We start from the raw sequence: 15,037 nt of genomic DNA on the forward strand, positions 1-15,037 counted from the left end.
AAAATAGTTGCTTTTTTCATAATTATAGTGAATATAAGTTTACATAATAAAAAAATGCTAATATAAGTTATCATAATATCGATAATTATGTTAACATATTAAAAATAGGACTATAATCTATATTATGAAAAGTAAAATAGCAGACATAGCATATACTTTAATTAAAAAAAAGAAATATAAAAAGGCAAAGGAATTTCTTCTTAATAATAAATCAAAATTAGCTAATGATGCAGAGGCTCTTGCTATGCTTGCATTTGCTGATATATTTTTAAAAGATTTTTACGGAGCAGATGAACTTTCAAGAAAATCACTTAGGGAAGATAGTTTTTGTATTAATGGAATGCTTGCAAAAGCTTATGTAAGTTTGCATAATGGACATAGGGAAAATGCTTTAAGAGAATATTTCAGAATATTAGATTTAGAGCCTGAAAATAAAATAGCAAAAGACAATCTTGAGAGAATAAGATTTTTAACCAATAATGCAAGAGGAGATGAAATTAATCCTAGAGCATATTTACTTGGTAAGAAAAAAGTATCAATATCAAGATTTTTAGTTCTTATACCAATAGCATTTGTACTTACATTTGCATCATATATTGCTATAGACAGACTTTACCCTAAAATAAGATATGTACTTCTTGATAAAGATCAAAAAGAATTAAGAGAGAAATTAGAGAATGTATATTTATTTGAGGGATTAGAAGAAGGAAAAATTCCAGACAGTGCAAAAAGTCCTACATATTCGCCTCGTGAAGTAGCAGAGATGTTTGATAAAGCAAAAAAGAATATGAGAAGTGCCTCAGTAAATGAAGCAGTTATGATAATAAACGGAGCATTAAAAAGCGATATAAACGAATATTTAAAAGAGAGATTCAGAGTTCTTAAAGAATTTGTAATAGCACCGGACTATAACATTTTCAAAGAGAGTCCAGACTATTTAACAGTTGTTGAAAATTATGAATTATACAATGGCGGATATGTAAAGTGGAAAGCTGATGTAAACAGAGTAACTCAAACTAATGTAGACGGTATTCCAAAAAAGAAAGCTAGAATATTAATCTATGATGTAAATGAAAAAGACATTGCAGGCGTTGCTGATTTAATAGTGAATGTAACTGTAACATTAGAAGCTAAAAACTATATAGAAGTTTACGGCAAGATTTTGGGCTATGATGCGAAGCAGAAATCAATACAGCTTGAAGGTCAGATTATAAAGCATTTGCCTAAGAAGAAGTAAAAAACTTAAGATATTATGTAAACTTCCGATATATTGTTAATGTAATAGTATACAATAATTTAGAGAAGTTAAATAATGCAGTTACAATTTACAGAACAAAAATATCAAGAAGAATGCATACGCAATATAATATCAATATTCAATGATTTGAAAGAAGGATTTGGCTTTGAGTATGCATTAAATCAATGTATTAAGCAAGAGAAAATATCTAATAATAAAAACATAGATATATTGATGGAAACAGGTACTGGAAAAACCTTTACATATATTAAAACTATGTTTGAACTTAATCATAATTTCGGATATAACAAATTTATTATATTAGTACCATCTTTAGCAATAAGAGAAGGTACTAAAAAAAATTTTGAGATAACAAAAGACTATTTTAAATCTATATATTCAAATTTCAGAGAAAGAGAGATAGATGTTAATATATACGATGGTTCTATATCTGTTATAGAAAGATTTTTAAATGATGATAATTTTTCAGCATTAGTATTAACTCCTCATTCTTTTAATAGTCAAGACAAAAAATTAAATAGATTAATAGAAAAAGACTTATTTAATAAAGAAGGAAAAACTTATCTTGATGCCTTAAAGAATATTAATCCTATTATCATTATTGATGAACCGCATAAATTTGCTGGTGAAGCATTCTATAAAAATTTTAGAGGATTTAATAATTATTTTTTGAGATTTGGGGCCACTTTCCCAAAAAGTAAAGATAAAAAAGATCATATAGTAGAACTTTCAAATATAGCATATAAACTCGATGGGGTATCATCATTCAAAAAAAACTTGGTAAAAAAAATTACAGTATATTATAATGAAACTTCCAACAATAAAGATATAATTTTATCTATAGAAAAAGATATAGTAAAAATTAAAAGCAATATTAATAGTGAAATTATTTATAAAGATTTAAAAGTAGGAGATAAATTTAACGGTGAAGAAATAATAAAAATAAATTATGAAAAAAAAGATAGTAAAGAGTCTAATATAATATTATCTGATGGAGAACAATATTTTGCTGAATATTTATTAGAAGAAGATAATATACGATTTATGATAAAAGAAAGTATAGAACTTCATTTTGAAAAAGAAAAAAAATTATTTCTTAAGGGGATTAAGGCTTTATCATTATTTTTTATAAGGTATATTGCAGAATATAGAAGAGATTTAGAAGATGCAGAAAAATATACAGATATAAAAAAGATATTTGAAGAAGAATATAAAATAATTAGAGAAAAAATTATAAATGAAATAAAAGATAAGGAAGAATATAAAGAGTATTTAAAATATTTAGAAAATGACTATCAAGACGGACAATTAAAAGTTCATGAAGGATATTTTTCAGGCGATAAAGGAAATGATGATGAAAAAATAAGAAAGGGAGTAGATTTAATATTAAAATCAAAAGAAAAATTATTATCATTTGAAACACAGACTAGATTTATATTTTCTGTTTGGGCATTGCAGGAAGGCTGGGATAATCCTAATGTATTTACTATTTGCAAATTAAGCAATAGAGGAAGCCATACTTCAAAAATACAGCAGGTTGGAAGAGGATTAAGAATATGCGTTAATCAGAAAGGTGAAAGATTAACTATAGATACATTCAAAGATAAAAATAGTTTTTGGAATATTAATAATTTAGATGTAGTTGTTTCAGGAGATGAGGCAGATTTTATTGAAAGCTTACAAAAAGAAATTGTTGATAATTCATCGGTTTTGTATGATGAGTTTACAAGAACAGATTTAAACAGCAGGTTACAGGCTAACAATATAGAAACTAATATACGTAAGTTTGAAAAGTTTTTATTAAATTATAATTTAATAATAGATTTAGAAAAGGTTGATGATAAAGGACTTGATATTTATAAAAAAGCAGATGACTATTTTAATAAACTTTCCGAATTAAAAAATCAAATTACAGATAAAGAAGAAAAATTAATGCTTGAATATGCTTATAAAATTTTTGATGAGGATATGGAGCATTATATTACAAACGGAAATAAATTAAGAGAAAGAAAAAATATAAAAATAAAAAATGAAAAAATAGAAGATTTTAAAAAGTTATGGGATTTTATATCTAAAGAAGCATATTATTATATAAATGAGTTAAATGAAAAGAATGAAGAAATATTATTAAATTCTATAATAGAAAAAATCAACAAATTGGATGTAGAAATAAAATCTCTTAAAACAATAAAATTAATTTGGGATATAGACAATTTAGAAAAGGATAATTCTATAAATAAAGAAATATTATCTTCTCATGAGTATAGAGAAAATATTGATTATGTATTTTTAGCTAGAGAATTAGCAGAAAAATCCAAAATGCCAATATCGTTTATAGTAAAAATATTAAACGGTATAAATAAAGAATTAAAAGAAAAAATAGAAAGCAATATTAATTATGCTAAGGCTGAAATATTATCTATAATAAAAAATGCTTTAATAGGAGATATGAAAACACTTATTGAATATAATTTTGTAGATGGTAAAATAAAGCCTAATATAATGTATGATAAAAAAGGAAATTTCAAAAATGAATTAGAAGCTGGAAGTCTTGGAAAGAATCAGGAAAAAGCAGATAATTTTAGTTTAAAGGAAGAATGGATATTTGAAGACATTATAGAATATGACAGCATGTTTGAAAGAAGTATAATACTTGATGATCCAAAAATAAAGAATATAAAAATATTTGCTAAAATGCCAAAACTTTCAATACCTACACCTTTAGGCAATTATAGTCCTGATTTCTGTTATGCAGTAGAAAGAGAAGACAGCAAAAAAATATTTTTAATAGTTGAAAGCAAAGGCTATAATACAGAAGAAGACATACCAGCAGATGAAAAGTCAAAAATAGATTTTGCCTATAGGTTTTTTGAGAAACTAAATAAAAATAATTCAAGTGATGTAAAAGTGTACTATAAAAAAAGAATAAATAAATCACAGCTTTATGATATGATAGAGGAGGTAATAAAAAATGACTAAAAAGGAAGAATTTGAAAAGCAAGGATTTGAGGTAATAGAGGGCAGAGAAATAATAGACGAAGAACAAAATAATCTTTTAGAGTTTTTAAAAAATAATTATCCTTCTATCTATAAAAACAGTGAAATAAATATTGAAGAATTGAAAAGAGTTTTAAATAGCAAGTCAGCAATAGCCTATAAAGAAAATGGATACGGTTTAAACTTCATAGGCAGAAATTTGGCAAAAGCTAAATATAGACAAAAAACAGAAAAAGAATTGAGTATAAATGAAAAATTAAGTAAGAATTTTGATGAAACAGAAAACATCATAATAAAAGGCGATAATTTAGACTCATTAAAGATATTAAAAAAATACTACAGCAGTAAAATAAAATGCATATATATAGATCCTCCTTATAATACAAATTCAGATAATTTTTTATACCCAGATAGATTTGATAAAGAAGAACTTGAAGCATTAGGACTTCAGGATATAGGCAAAGAAGAATATGACAGAATGGAGTTTATATTCAAAAAAAGTAAAAAATCCCATAACGGCTGGCTTACATTTATGTATCCTAGATTAAAATTAGCAAGAGATTTATTAACAGATGATGGAGCCATTTTTATAAGCATAGATGATAATGAACAAGCTAATCTTAAACTTTTATGCGACGAGATTTTCGGTGAAGATAATTTTATAGTTTGTGCTATAAATGAAACAGTAAAAATTAGAAAAAATTCTGCTAAATTTTTTTCTATGTCTCATGATTATGTTTTGATATATTCAAAAAATAAAGAATTATGGGATAGAGCATTAATAAAAAGAAAAGATTTATCAGGTTATAAAAATCCAGATAATGACCCAAGAGGACTTTGGATTTCAATTCCAATATATGCCAATCACCATTATGATGCTGATTATAAAATAACAAAACCTAATGGCATTATTTTAGAAAAACCTAAGAATCAAAGTTGGAGATTAAGTGAAGAAAATTTCAAAAAGCATGTAGAAGAAAATAGAATTTATTGGGGAAATGGAGATAGTTATCCAACTATAAAGAGATTTTTAACAGATGTACAAGATGGTTTAGTACCACGATCAATTTTTTATTATGATGAAACAGGAGGTAATCCATTAGGAGATAAAAAATTAAAGGAATTATTTGATGATCTTAAAGTATTTGAAAATCCAAAATCTAATGATTTAATAAAAATCTTATTGAATATTAATAATTGTCAAGATGATGATATAGTCCTTGACTTTTTCGCTGGGTCTGGCACTACTGCACATGCTGTGATGGAGCTTAATGCTGAAGATGGAGGAAACAGAAAATTTATTCTTTGTCAGATTGATGAGGAAATTAAAAAAGAAAAATCGGCTGCTTATGATTTTTGTATTGATAATAACTTTGTGCCTGTTATTTCTTCAATTACTGTTGAACGTGTTAATAGGGCTGGCGATAAAATACTTAAAACTTTAAAAGAAAGCAATGATATGTTTGATGATAAAAAAATAGATATAGGATATAAAGTTTTTGATTTGCATGATGTCAATATTGAAAAAGAAGATGAAAACAAGCAGATTATACTTTTATTAAATGGAGTAACTGATTTAAGCAGAATATACAATATGATTATTAATATCGGTTTAAACTCTCCAGTTTCTAAACTTACACCTATTATAGAAAATTGTGCTTATATGATAGAAGAGGATAATATAAAAAGGTATTATATTACCAATTCTGAAATTCTTATAAAAAATGATGAGAACAAACAGAAATTTAAAGATATGATAGAAAGCGGTATGGTATATATTGATGGCTGGACTGTTACCATTAATGTTTCTTTACAGCAGTATAAAGATAATGTAAAAATTGTTTTATAAACTATATATTTAAATGTTTCCAAGCGGCATAGAAATGATGTACTGGGCCATGACCTTTTCCAACACTGTCAACTTTTGCTGCTTGTATAGCATTGAATAAATAGTCTTTGGCTAGTTTGCAGGCCTCAATAGGTGTTTTGCCATGTGCTATGTAACTGCAAATCGCTGCTGATAATGTACAGCCTGTGCCATGAGTGTTCTTTGTGTCTATTCTAATGGCATCTAAAAATTCATGACTTTCTTTGTTTATGAATAAATCCCTTGATAATTCGCCTTCTAAATGTCCGCCCTTAAGCATAACATTTTTCGCTCCCATATTTAATATATCATTGGCAGCATTAAGCATATCTTCATCGGTTTGTATTTTCTTTGATGTTAAATCTTCAGCTTCCGGTATGTTCGGAGTGATTACAGTAGCTATTGGAAGTATACGGCTTTTTAGACTGGCAACTGCTTCCTCTAATAATAGCCTGTCTCCGCTTTTCGCTACCATAACAGGATCAACTATTATAGGTATGTTTTGGGCATTCTTAGTTAGAAAATCGGCTACTAATTTTATTATATCGCTATTGAATAACATTCCTATCTTGATGGCATCAGGTATAATATCATCAAATATACAGTAAAGCTGTTCTTCTATAGCCTTAAGCTCTATACCATAACAATTCCTCACACCTTGAGTATTCTGAACGGGTAGGGCAGTAAGTACACACATTCCATAACAGCCTAAAGCCGAAAATGTTTTTAAATCCGCTTGTATTCCAGCTCCGCCTGAACCGTCAAATCCTGCTATAGTTAAAGCTTTTATCATAAACAAACTCCCAATATTTAATTTTTATTTTAATTTTTCAGAATATTTATCATATATAAATTTACATATTAATTTAGTATTAAATGCTGATAAGTCCTCAAATTTTCCAATATATTCATTGCCTATTTTTTCTGATATACTTATAGAAAAATTTATTTTATAAGCATTGATAGCCATAGAAGCATTTTTTATAATATGTCCAATTTCTAGGCTAGCTTCTTCAGGAGGCATAATAAATTTTAAACCTACAGGGGACATTTCTATTATCATACCATGCAGTATCTGTCTTACACCATCATGTCTGAATACAAGTTTAAAATTATCCAAATTGTTTATAACTATATGTTTTAATTTTTTAGGTTTAATATTGGCTTTTTCTAATAATAAATTAAATCTATTTAGAAAATCTTTTTCATTAAAAGGTTTTAATAAGAAACCGGCAATTCCTATTCTCATCATTTTGCTGAAAAATTCTTTGCTTGGCTCGCTTACATGAACTATTACATGCACACCGCTGTATCTGTCATCTAAATAAATTTTTTCAAGGATATCAGCCATTTCAGAGTCCTTCTCATCAACTTCTATAATAGCCACTGTAAAAGGTAATTTACCAAACATAGGCAAAATACTATTTTTATCTTTCACAGCTACTACTTCATATCCTGCTGTTATAAGAATGCTTATAAGACTGTCTCTTGTTTGTAAAGATGAATCGTAAACTAATACTCGCATAATATCACCTGAAAATTATATTATTTATTATTATTATATATATAGAAACAATTAAAATCAATAATATATAAATAGCTAATCATATTGTATATATTAATAATTATCATAAAATTATTTTATATAATGTACTTGAAAGTATATTATATATCAAATTAAAAAATATTATTATATTTTATTTATAAAAAAATGATAAAAAGTTGTTTTTTTTTATTATTTGTATATAATTATAAGAATGAGAGTATCAGGATATAATTTGTTTCCGCCGCTTCTTGGGCATATAAAAAATTGGTATAGCCATATTGATAGGATAAAGGCTATGGGATTCGAGTGGGTATATGTAAATCCTATCACATACCCTGGTTTTAGTGGTAGTTTGTATGCTACAAAGTACTATTATAAGTATAATTCTTCATTTTTCAGCAGTTCAGATCAAGACATAGCAGAAAAAGAATTGAAAGATTTCATTTCTTATTGCAATAAAAATAATATTAAAGTGATGATAGACTTAGTTATTAATCATTCATCTAAAGACTGTAATTTAGTAGAAGAACATTTTGAATGGTATAAAACTAAAGACGGTGTACTGCAGTCCCCTGGAGCTTGGGATAACGGCAAATGGGTAGAGTGGGGTGATTTAGCTGTATTTAATAATGAGATGGATCCTAACAAGAAAGAAGAAGAACATAAAGATAATAATGAAGAACATAAAGATAATAATGAAGAAAATAAAGAAGATGATGAAGAAATTATCTTATGTGATGAAATATTAAATCCTATATGGAATTATTGGAATGATCTTGTAAAACATAATCTTGATTTAGGATTCAGCGGTTTCAGATGTGATGCTGCCTATAAAGTGCCTAAAGAATTATGGAAATATCTGATAGATAATGCTAAAAAAATCAATAAAGATGTTATATTTTTCGCTGAAAGTTTAGGCTGCCCAGTTAAAGATACTAAAAATTTAATAAAAGCTGGTTTTGATTATATTGCAAGCAGTGCTAAATGGTGGGATTATGAGGGTGACTGGTTTATTGAGCAATATGATTTGGCTAGAGAAAAATCTAAACAAATAGCTTTTCCTAGTAATCATGATACTAAAAGACTTATTACAGAATATGACGGCAATATTTGGAAAGTAAAGCAAACTATGCTATTTACAGCAATAGTATGTGATATGTGGATGATAACTACAGGTGATGAATATGGTTTTATAAATAGATGCAATGTAGTTGGCGGAAGTGAAAAAGATTATGAAAATATCAGCTATGATTTAGCTGAATATATAAAAAATATGACTGATTATGTAAAAGCAAATGATATACTTGCCAATTGCGGTAAAATAGTTTCTATTGATATAGAAGAAAAAAAGAGATTAGAAGAATTAAAAAAAGAAAACGAAAATAATCAAAATAATGATTGCAATGATAATCAGGAAAAAGAGGAGAAAAAGGATCCTTTTAGGAAATTTTATAAATATAGTTTAGATGGTAAAGACAGAGTTTTAGTGATTGTTAATATCACATCTAAAGAAGAAGAATTAGATACTTTAAAATATGGCATAAAGGAAGATATATCATTTGATAATATTATAGGTAGTATTACCGATACTATAAAAATTTTACCTTATGAATTAAAAATATTTAAAGTGACAGAAAAAAGTTTATTTGATACAGACAGCAGCAGTATATAATTATTATGGAAGGCGTTTTTTATGGAAGAGAGAAAATCAATAGACAGCTTTTTTTTAGATCTATCTATGGGGCTTCTTTTTGCTGAAAATACAAATGAGATAGATAGAGTTGTTGATTTGTTTTTAGAGAAAACTTGTCAATATTATGGTTTTGATTGCGGTGAGGTATATTTTCCTAAAGGAGATTATCTTATATTAAGAGGCGTATATGGTATAGATAGGTACTATGTATGTAAAGTGGATTTTCATATAGAAGCCTCTCACTGTAAAGATGTATTATATGATCAAAAAATCTTTATAGGTGAAAATATTAATCATACAGATATTGATGTGTTTTCAAATTATAGCTCTATGGCTGTTCTTCCTATATTCTTTTATGCAAATCCTATAGGTGTTATTGTTTTCAGAAATAAAGAAAATAAAATAAATTTTTATGAAAGTATAGTTTCAGAGATAAAAAATGTTATAGGTCATTTTGCAGTATATGCTAATAATGTTCTTCAAAGTGTAACATATAAAGAAAGAGATAAGCAATTAAAGCTGCTTAGAGAATTATATTTAAAATTAAGCGATGTAGATGAATTTGAGAATAATTTAAATCATTTAGCTACAGATGTCGCTAATATTTTCACTGCCAGTAAGGCTTTTATCAGACTTAGATATGAAAATAATAATTTATATACTAGATCAAGTTATGGTTTTCCGGAAGATTTTGATTACTCAATATTTGAAGACGAGATTTATGTTGAGGAATATTGGGAAAATAATATATTTTTTGTAAATAATGTATCAAAAGATAAACATTATAAAAAATTTGAAGGGGTTATAAATAGATCTGTATTATTTAATAGAATACCAGTAAAAAAAGGCTGTATAGGGTATATTGTTGTTATAGATAAAATTCCTGATGCAGTTAATCCTTTAGGCGATTTTGATTTAGAGGATCTTAATTTATTTAATCCTTTGCTTGCCAATATATCAAGCAGAATTTCAGAGCATTATAATATAATAGAGTTAAGCAAGGCTAATGAGAAGAATTTAAAACATATGTCTCGTTTAAATACATTGTATGATATAAGTAATATTTTATTAGCCCGTTCTAAAACAGAAGATATATTATTTTTGCTTTTAACTATTACTACAATAGGAGATGTATTTGCTTTTAATAGAGCGTTTGCATTTCTTTATGATAAAGAGTTTAATGTATTTAGGGGACGTATGTGTGTTGCTCCGAAGAATGCACATGATGCAGGTATTATATGGAGTAATATGCAGAATTTAGAAAAATTTGCTTTAAGAGAGAAATTAATGCTTTCTTTTGATAAAAGAAGTATGGAAGATGCTTGGGATTTGAATCAGAAATTCCTAAATACAGTTATACCAAATAATGAAAATTGTAAATTATTTTATGATGTATTTAATAACAAAAACAGCATAAGTGTTATAAATTTGGATAATAATGAACTTGTAACTCAAATAAGAAAATATACAGATATATTTGGTGATTATCCTTTTGCTATTATTCCTATAATGAATTCTGTTAATTGTATTGGTATGATAGTTGTAGATAATCCATATAATGGAAAGCCTATTCCTGAAGATGATCTTGATTATTTAAAGATGTTCGGCAGGCAGGCGGCTGTTGCTTTGGAATATTCTTCACTTTATAATGAAATGGAAAGAAATAACAATGCTCTTAAAGCAGCAGAAAAAACTTTACTTGATTTAAAAAGTTTGGCTATAATAGGAGAGATGAGTTCTTCTATGGCTCATAACTTAAGAAATTTTATAGTTCCTATTGCAGGATTTGCTAATAGGCTTGTAAAAGTAAGTAAAGAGGAAAATATAAAGAATTATGCACAAATAATTGCTAATGAAGTAGAGAATTTGGAAAATTATTTGAGAAGGAATTTGTCTTTTGCCAAAAGTATTAATTTGGAAGTTGATAATATAAAAATAGATGACATGATAAAATATTTAACTATTCTTTCCAATGAATATATTAAAAAGAGCGGTAAGAATATTAAATTTTATGCACTTAAGATGACAAAAGAGGAAGTTGTAAGATGGGATTATGACAGAATGAATGAAGTTGTGTTTAATCTTGTAATCAATGCTATAGATGCTATAAATGACGGAGATAAAGATTCCTATATTAGTGTAATATTTGATGATAATGCTTATAGGGAATCTATGATAGATATAATAGTGGAAAATACAAATTCGTATATAGAACCGGATTTAGCAGAGAAGATATTTACACCATTCTTTACTACAAAAAGTCATGGTGTTGGTATAGGACTTGCCATATCCAAGAGAATAGTTGAAGCTCATGGCGGAAGTATGGTTTTAAAAAGTGTTAATGATATTTTTAAAGTAACAACTTTTTTTGTTTCTATACCAGTTAGTTTAAATAATTAATAATTATTTTCCGACAATTAATTATTGGGGAGATATAGTTATGGCAAAAATAAGTGAAGCAGCAAAAGCTGATTGTATTAGAATGCAAAATAAATATAAGGACTTGCTTGCAGGTACTGAATCGAAATTAGTAAAGGTTGAAAAGGATTTGCTCCTTTTAGAAGACCATTTTGCTATTTGCGAGAAGAAGATAGATGCGGCTGTATTATATATACAGGCTTCTTCTTATATTGCTACGACTTGTTATATTGCCATAGAGTATATAGATGTTCGTTCGGATAATCAGTTAAATGACGGAAGACGTTATATAAATAAAGCTATTATGCTTTTAGAGGAGGTTTTTGGAAATCATACTGACGATTCCCTTTCTCTAAATGAAGAAATTCATGAGTATTTTAAAGGAAAATTAACTGACCAATGGAAATATGAATTTTTATGTTCATTTGGTTATATTATAGATTATTTCAAATATTGTTATGGTGAAAATTCTAAATGGCTTCAGAATTTTGTTGAAATAGAAGGCAGATTTGCTATTTTAGGCAAAAATATGATAGATTTTAAGACTTATATTAAAGAATTAAGTCCTGAATTAGAAGGCTATAAATATAGAGTAAAAATGATGGATTTAGTAAAAAGATTATTAGCCTCATCTGCCGAACAGTACAGAACAAAATATGAACTTCAAGATAAAAGATTAGATGATATGAAATTAGCATTAAATATAACTGCATCTCTTAGAAGAATACATGTGTATTTGAATGAGGTTGAAGAAGCTGAAGAAAAGAAAAAAATGTATGATTTGTGGAAAAAGAAATTAGATGCTGATATCAAAAAGATGAAGTAATTTTGACAAATTAGTCTTTTTTTATATAATATTTATTAAGATGAAAGTAAAAATTACTGTTATATTATCACTTATTTTTATTGTTGTTTTATTAAGAATAACAACAATGTCTAAAAATTTTATAGAAAATTTCTATTCTAGAACTATATACAAAAATATAGCTGGAAGTATAAATAAATTATCATCTAATTTTAGTTTTTCTTTAGGTGAAGTTTTACTTTTTTTATTTATAATAGCATTTATTGTTTTTATTGTAATAGCTTTAAAAAAATCTTTTTTCAATCATAATATTCATTCTTTAAAAGAGAAATCAATAATTGCATTGAATGTTTTATATGTTTTATTATGTTCAGCTCTTGTTATATATATAATTTTTCTAGTATTTTGGGGATTGAATTATCATAGATTGCCAATCATAGAAAATTATGCTGATAATAAAAATATTACAGATAATGATATTTATTATTTAGCTGAGAAACTAATAAAAAATGTTAATGATTTGAAAAGTGAAATGAAGTATACAAAAGTTAATACTAATTATCAGGTATTAAACAGACTTGTAGAAAGTGAATATAATAAAGTATTTGAAGAGTTTAAATTTCTTGAAATGAGTTATTCAAAAACGAAACCTATAATGATATCAAAGCTATTTTTACATTTACAAATAACAGGCATATATTCTCCTTTTACATCTGAGGCAAATGTTAATATACTTATACCAAGCGTTTCTTTACCATTTACTATAGGTCATGAAATGGCTCATCAAATAGGAATAGCTTATGAGGACGAGGCGAATTTTATATCGTATATTGCTTGTTCTAAACATTCTGATGTTTTTGTAAGGTATTCTGCTAATTTTGAGGCATTGCTTTATGTTTTAGGAGAAGTAAAAAGAGATGAAAATTATGCTCATTTAATGGCTAATTTAAATAGTGAAATTAAAGAAGAAATGCAAAAATATTATGAATTTTGGCAGCAATATTCAGGAAGTTTATCTAAAGTAAGTCAAACAGTTAATGATACTTATTTAAAAGCTAATAGTCAGCAATACGGAGTAAAAAGTTATTCTAGAGTTGTAAGATTATTAGTATTATATTTTAAAAGCAAGGGCTATCTTTAATATTTAATTTTTTTTACGATAATATAATACAGTTTGTTAATTTTATATAGGCAAATTTATGAATTAAATTTTAAGGGTATTTTATGAGATTGAATGAACCTCCTTATTTTTATCAATGCAAATCATGCAAAAGAAGATTCACTGTAAAAAGAAAAAAGAATACCATAGATTTTTTAATTTTAAAAATTAATCCTCAAAAATGTCCATACTGCAAAAGTTCAAGAACTAAAGATATAGATGAAATGATAAAAAAATTATGATATAAATTTCTTTTTACTTGGCATACTTAATAATGTTAATGCAGTCACTGTTAATGCTATACCTATAATTGAAGGTATATTAGGTATTTCATTAAAGAATATTATACCAAATATAGTTGATGCTATAGGTTCGCATGATGCAAGTATAGATGCCTTTCCAGCATCCATAAATGAAAATGATATAGTATAAAATACATAAGGCATTATAAGCACCAATACAGAATGCATTATCATAAATACAGAAATATTTATAGGATCATTTTTCACTAAATTTATTATTAATCCCCAGTTTGTAAATGGTGCTATAATAATTGAAATAAATATAAATGCATATAAAGTTATTGTAAGTGAATGATAACCTTTTTGTAATGCTTTTTTTGATATTATGCTGTAAAGGGCATAGAAAAATGCGGCAAGTAATCCGCTAATTATTCCTCTAAATGATAAATTTATTTTTGATGATAATACATTGCTTACAAGTACGCATCCTAAAAAAGCAAGAATCATAGATATAATTTTTATTGTTGTTATTTTTTCTTTATATAAAAAATATGACATTATAAGTACAAATATAGGCGATAGGCTTAATAAAACGGCTGCTAAAGAAAGTGATAATAAATGCACGCTTTCATTAAAGAATACGTTCACTGCAAACATGCCAAGCAAAGCAGCCGATATAAATATGTATATGTCTTTTAATTTTATTTTTAATAATGACTTATTATAAATAGTTATAAATATTATCATTATAATTGAAGCTATAGTTACTTTTGATGATATTACTGTTATACTGTTCATTCCTAAAGCCATTGATTTTCTTATGAATATTCCAGTAGCACCCCATAAAACTCCAGCTAATATTGGAAATATTGGCATAATCTTTTTTATCATAATGTTTTATCCTAAAAAAATTCATATTTAGCTGAAAGATTTTAAATGAAAATATTTATTTGTCAATTAATATTTTTGATATTGAATGCACAGGAGCCAGACATATTGCATTAAGTATTCCTTAGTTTTTTAAAGTATAACATAGGTGTATCATAATTTAA

Annotated in this window: 11 protein-coding genes; 8 read left to right on the forward strand and 3 right to left on the reverse strand. The window is 26.4% G+C overall.

From position 1 onward, the window contains the following. Positions 1–124: 124 nt before the first annotated feature. The 3 genes from Q0K52_RS07950 (at position 125) to Q0K52_RS07960 (ending at position 6,104) form a co-directional block, all read left to right on the forward strand. Positions 125–1,237 (forward strand): hypothetical protein, encoded by a 1,113-nt coding sequence (locus Q0K52_RS07950; protein ID WP_297298266.1) that lies wholly within the window; start codon positions 125–127, stop codon positions 1,235–1,237. A 75-nt stretch (positions 1,238–1,312) separates the two neighbouring features. Further along, entirely contained in the window at positions 1,313–4,237 is a 2,925-nt protein-coding gene (locus Q0K52_RS07955; RefSeq protein ID WP_297298268.1) for a DEAD/DEAH box helicase family protein, read from the forward strand. Then, positions 4,230–6,104: a site-specific DNA-methyltransferase gene (locus tag Q0K52_RS07960; protein ID WP_297298270.1), complete on the forward strand. Its 1,875-nt coding sequence runs from the start codon at positions 4,230–4,232 to the stop codon at positions 6,102–6,104. The genes Q0K52_RS07955 and Q0K52_RS07960 overlap by 8 nt, the downstream gene beginning before the upstream one ends. A 1-nt stretch (position 6,105) precedes the next feature. On the opposite strand, the gene thiD is transcribed toward Q0K52_RS07960, so the two are convergent. Beyond that, entirely contained in the window at positions 6,106–6,915 is an 810-nt protein-coding gene (thiD, locus tag Q0K52_RS07965; RefSeq protein WP_297298272.1) for a bifunctional hydroxymethylpyrimidine kinase/phosphomethylpyrimidine kinase, read from the reverse strand. A 24-nt stretch (positions 6,916–6,939) separates the two neighbouring features. After that, positions 6,940–7,647 (reverse strand): response regulator, encoded by a 708-nt coding sequence (locus tag Q0K52_RS07970; RefSeq protein ID WP_297298275.1) that lies wholly within the window; start codon positions 7,645–7,647, stop codon positions 6,940–6,942. Between the two features lie 232 nt (positions 7,648–7,879). On the opposite strand from Q0K52_RS07970, the gene Q0K52_RS07975 reads away from it, so the two are divergent. The 5 genes from Q0K52_RS07975 to Q0K52_RS07995 all read left to right on the forward strand — a co-directional run bounded on the left by Q0K52_RS07975 (position 7,880) and on the right by Q0K52_RS07995 (position 13,985). Then, positions 7,880–9,340 carry an alpha-amylase family glycosyl hydrolase gene (locus Q0K52_RS07975; RefSeq protein WP_297298277.1) on the forward strand — a complete coding sequence of 487 codons (1,461 nt, stop codon included), beginning with the start codon at positions 7,880–7,882 and terminating at the stop codon, positions 9,338–9,340. 21 nt (positions 9,341–9,361) lie between these two features. Beyond that, positions 9,362–11,761 (forward strand): ATP-binding protein, encoded by a 2,400-nt coding sequence (locus Q0K52_RS07980; RefSeq protein WP_297298279.1) that lies wholly within the window; start codon positions 9,362–9,364, stop codon positions 11,759–11,761. Positions 11,762–11,801: 40 nt separating this feature from the next. Beyond that, the gene (locus Q0K52_RS07985; protein ID WP_297298281.1) at positions 11,802–12,605 is read left to right on the forward strand and encodes a hypothetical protein; all 804 of its coding nucleotides are present in this window, start codon (positions 11,802–11,804) and stop codon (positions 12,603–12,605) included. Positions 12,606–12,645: 40 nt separating this feature from the next. Then, entirely contained in the window at positions 12,646–13,725 is a 1,080-nt protein-coding gene (locus Q0K52_RS07990; RefSeq protein WP_367270986.1) for a DUF3810 domain-containing protein, read from the forward strand. Positions 13,726–13,808: 83 nt separating this feature from the next. Continuing rightward, positions 13,809–13,985 carry a hypothetical protein gene (locus Q0K52_RS07995; RefSeq protein WP_297298284.1) on the forward strand — a complete coding sequence of 59 codons (177 nt, stop codon included), beginning with the start codon at positions 13,809–13,811 and terminating at the stop codon, positions 13,983–13,985. Here Q0K52_RS07995 and Q0K52_RS08000 read toward each other — a convergent pair. Beyond that, entirely contained in the window at positions 13,980–14,876 is an 897-nt protein-coding gene (locus tag Q0K52_RS08000) for a DMT family transporter (protein WP_297298286.1), read from the reverse strand. The genes Q0K52_RS07995 and Q0K52_RS08000 overlap by 6 nt on opposite strands. Positions 14,877–15,037: the final 161 nt, after the last annotated feature.

It is taken from the genome of uncultured Brachyspira sp., assembly GCF_944390845.1.
Taxonomy (GTDB): Bacteria; Spirochaetota; Brachyspiria; order Brachyspirales; family Brachyspiraceae; genus Brachyspira; species Brachyspira pulli.

Bases quoted from the DNA above. Each gene is read 5' to 3' on its own strand.
- Q0K52_RS07995 (WP_297298284.1), top strand. From the start codon at position 13,809: ATGAGATTGAATGAACCTCCTTATTTTTATCAATGCAAATCATGCAAA.
- thiD (WP_297298272.1), bottom strand. From the start codon at position 6,915: ATGATAAAAGCTTTAACTATAGCAGGATTTGACGGTTCAGGCGGAGCT.
- Q0K52_RS07950 (WP_297298266.1), top strand. From the start codon at position 125: ATGAAAAGTAAAATAGCAGACATAGCATATACTTTAATTAAAAAAAAG.
- Q0K52_RS07980 (WP_297298279.1), top strand. From the start codon at position 9,362: ATGGAAGAGAGAAAATCAATAGACAGCTTTTTTTTAGATCTATCTATG.
- Q0K52_RS07955 (WP_297298268.1), top strand. From the start codon at position 1,313: ATGCAGTTACAATTTACAGAACAAAAATATCAAGAAGAATGCATACGC.
- Q0K52_RS08000 (WP_297298286.1), bottom strand. From the start codon at position 14,876: ATGATAAAAAAGATTATGCCAATATTTCCAATATTAGCTGGAGTTTTA.
- Q0K52_RS07970 (WP_297298275.1), bottom strand. From the start codon at position 7,647: ATGCGAGTATTAGTTTACGATTCATCTTTACAAACAAGAGACAGTCTT.
- Q0K52_RS07960 (WP_297298270.1), top strand. From the start codon at position 4,230: ATGACTAAAAAGGAAGAATTTGAAAAGCAAGGATTTGAGGTAATAGAG.
- Q0K52_RS07985 (WP_297298281.1), top strand. From the start codon at position 11,802: ATGGCAAAAATAAGTGAAGCAGCAAAAGCTGATTGTATTAGAATGCAA.
- Q0K52_RS07975 (WP_297298277.1), top strand. From the start codon at position 7,880: ATGAGAGTATCAGGATATAATTTGTTTCCGCCGCTTCTTGGGCATATA.
- Q0K52_RS07990 (WP_367270986.1), top strand. From the start codon at position 12,646: ATGAAAGTAAAAATTACTGTTATATTATCACTTATTTTTATTGTTGTT.